Annotated in this window: 1 protein-coding gene and 2 pseudogenes; all 3 read right to left on the bottom strand. The window is 62.6% G+C overall.

All coding sequences use genetic code 11. The annotated features are described in order from the left end of the window. Positions 1 to 282: pseudogene (locus tag QR64_RS06670) on the bottom strand (hypothetical protein); the annotation flags it as partial. Then, complete coding sequence (locus QR64_RS06675; protein ID WP_152640925.1) at positions 279 to 614, bottom strand: hypothetical protein; 336 nt, start codon at positions 612 to 614, stop codon at positions 279 to 281. The pseudogene QR64_RS06670 and the gene QR64_RS06675, both read right to left, overlap by 4 nt. A gap of 590 nt (positions 615 to 1,204) precedes the next feature. Further along, positions 1,205 to 1,905, bottom strand: a pseudogene (locus QR64_RS26900) (hypothetical protein); the annotation flags it as partial.

Genomic DNA, 1,905 nt, shown 5'->3' on the forward strand with positions numbered 1-1,905 from the left:
GCACCCAGCCGGCACCAGTACCACTGCTAACTGCGAAGAGCCGTCAATGGCGGTACGGATGAACCAGTCGCGTTGGGCGTGGCTGATCCGGGAGCGCACCTTGTGGGTGCGGGCGATCTCGTCGGCGGTGATCTCCGTGGCGGGTCCGGGTCCGGGCAGGTCGTAGCGGGCCACGGTCACTGCCGGATAGGCATGGGCTTTCGCGACCGCAGTGTCGATGTCGATGCTGCGGTCGGCGATCACCAACAGCGTGGCCGCGGCCTCGCCGCCGGCGCGGTTCACAACTTCTGCTTCCCGGCCGGGTCCGGGTCGGCGTCGTCGATGTCTCCCGGGTCGGTGTGTGGATGCGCAGTGCACGTGCCTGCGTTCGTCGCAGTGGAGAACTCGGTCGGGTCCGGCCGGTTCGAGGTGCGGATCGTGCGAGCGAGTGCCCGCAGCTGCTGAAGCGATCGGATTCCGTCCGGAACGCTGCCGCCGGCGGGTGGCCGTCCACCTCGATAGCAAGCGCGGAAATCCTGGGTGCCGGTCTCGTTCATCGCATCGTTGAGGTCTTGCGCTGCGGCGATGTACTCGGCGCGGTCCCGTTCGGTGAGCGAGCCGAGGTACCTGTCCAATGTCTCGATCCGAGCTTGGGCGTGGGTGTGCGCTGCCGCATCGGCCTTCGTCTGCGCGGGTGTGCCAGCCCGGTTCGATTCGGTGGTCGGCGCGTCAGCTGTGGCCGATCGTGTGCGGAATCGGCCGCGTAGTGCGGTGAACATCGTTCCCCTCGGTGCGTTTTCGGTGGCCTCTCATCATGCACGCCACCTGACGACTCGACCACGCACCGGCTCTGGACGGATGCGATCACCCTGCACGCGGACCCGTGTCGGCAGACGAAGCCGAGGCTGGCCACGACGTTGCCGCCTTGCCATCGGGTCGAAAGGAGGCGACCTTTATGCGCTGGCATGAGGCAGCAGGCCGATGCTTCCCGAAGTCCGCTGTCGCGTCCCTCCATCGACCTGCCGCGCTCCCACAATAACGTGTCGATTCGAAAGTATGTTCCCATGAACCGGAGCTTGAGTGGCAACGACGAAGTCGGCAAACCCTTCGCAGGCAGCACCGGGAGACGTGCACAGTGTTTCCGAAGTGCTCGAACTGCGCTGCACTTCGACTCAAACCCCACAGCTTTTACGCGACTCGCTAGAGGCTGCGAAGTCGCGTCCAACTACGCCAGTGAGTCGGCGAACGACAGCACCTTTAGATCGAGTCGAATGTGCGGCGGGATCTTGTTTTCCATCGTGAAGCCTGGTCCCGTCTGCATACAGTAGACGCCGCGGCGGCCGCCGAACCGGCGAATCAGCTCGCGGACGATCTTCGCGTTCTCTCGGATGATTGACTGCGGATACATCGCGTCTCGAATCTCCTTGTCCGCGCCTATCACCGCAGGGAGCGCCTGTTCGAGCAGGTCGATTACGACTAGGTTGCTACTCAGCGATTCCAACTCGGTCCGATAGTCAGCCATATAAGGCTTCTGCAAGTTGGCGGTCTGGAGCACGACGTCGCGTGCGATCGTGAGGGTGAAATCAATTTCGCTTCCGTCGCTGTCGCCACTTCGAATTCCGACGCTCAACTCCACGGCTCGTAAGTCCATGTGCACGAGGGCATTTCTAGACTCGACCAGCCAGCGATAGCCAAAGCAGTCCTTGTACAGCTGTTTCAGAATCGATTGCACGCGATCAAGAGTGTCGTCGCCTCGTGCTCCGCCAAGGTGTTTTGCCTGCTCACGTCGCTGTTCTCGATAGACGAAGTATGCGTTCGTCAGGGCCAATGTTCGAGCTGCTGCGCCATCGCGGAGATCAACGCCGTTCTCGTCGGTTTCGATAATCCGGCTCTTCGCACTTGGTAGGGGCGGGTGTCGATCGACCC

Origin of the sequence: Rhodococcus sp. Chr-9, assembly GCF_000801125.1 — a bacterium.
GTDB lineage: Bacteria > Actinomycetota > Actinomycetes > Mycobacteriales > Mycobacteriaceae > Rhodococcus > Rhodococcus pyridinivorans.